General features: G+C 73.2%; 1 protein-coding gene. It reads left to right on the forward strand.

Features of this window, described 5'->3' with window-relative positions:
- Positions 1-253 (forward strand): TetR-like C-terminal domain-containing protein (locus C7C46_RS34940; protein ID WP_181442297.1); only part of this gene is annotated, 253 nt, incomplete at its 5' end.
- Positions 254-265 lie beyond the last annotated feature (12 nt).

Genomic DNA, 265 nt, shown 5'->3' on the forward strand with positions numbered 1-265 from the left:
CCGGATCCGCGAGCACATCGTCGACCCGCAGAAGCGCCTGGTCTACCAGGGCCTGGCCAACGCGCTGGCCCGCGGCGAGATCACCGCGCAGGGCGACCCCGCGGAGCGCGCCGAGGAGATCGACATCATCTTCGACACGGTGGCCGGCGCGGTCGAGCACCGGATGCTGGTCAGCGGCGAGCCGGCCACCCCGGAGTGGATCAGCCGGTTCACCTCGCTGCTGCTCAACCCGGGCCTGACCCGGCCCTGCTGACACGCCGGCGGG

This window comes from Streptomyces tateyamensis, assembly GCF_003205575.1.
Classification (GTDB): domain Bacteria; phylum Actinomycetota; class Actinomycetes; order Streptomycetales; family Streptomycetaceae; genus Kitasatospora; species Kitasatospora tateyamensis.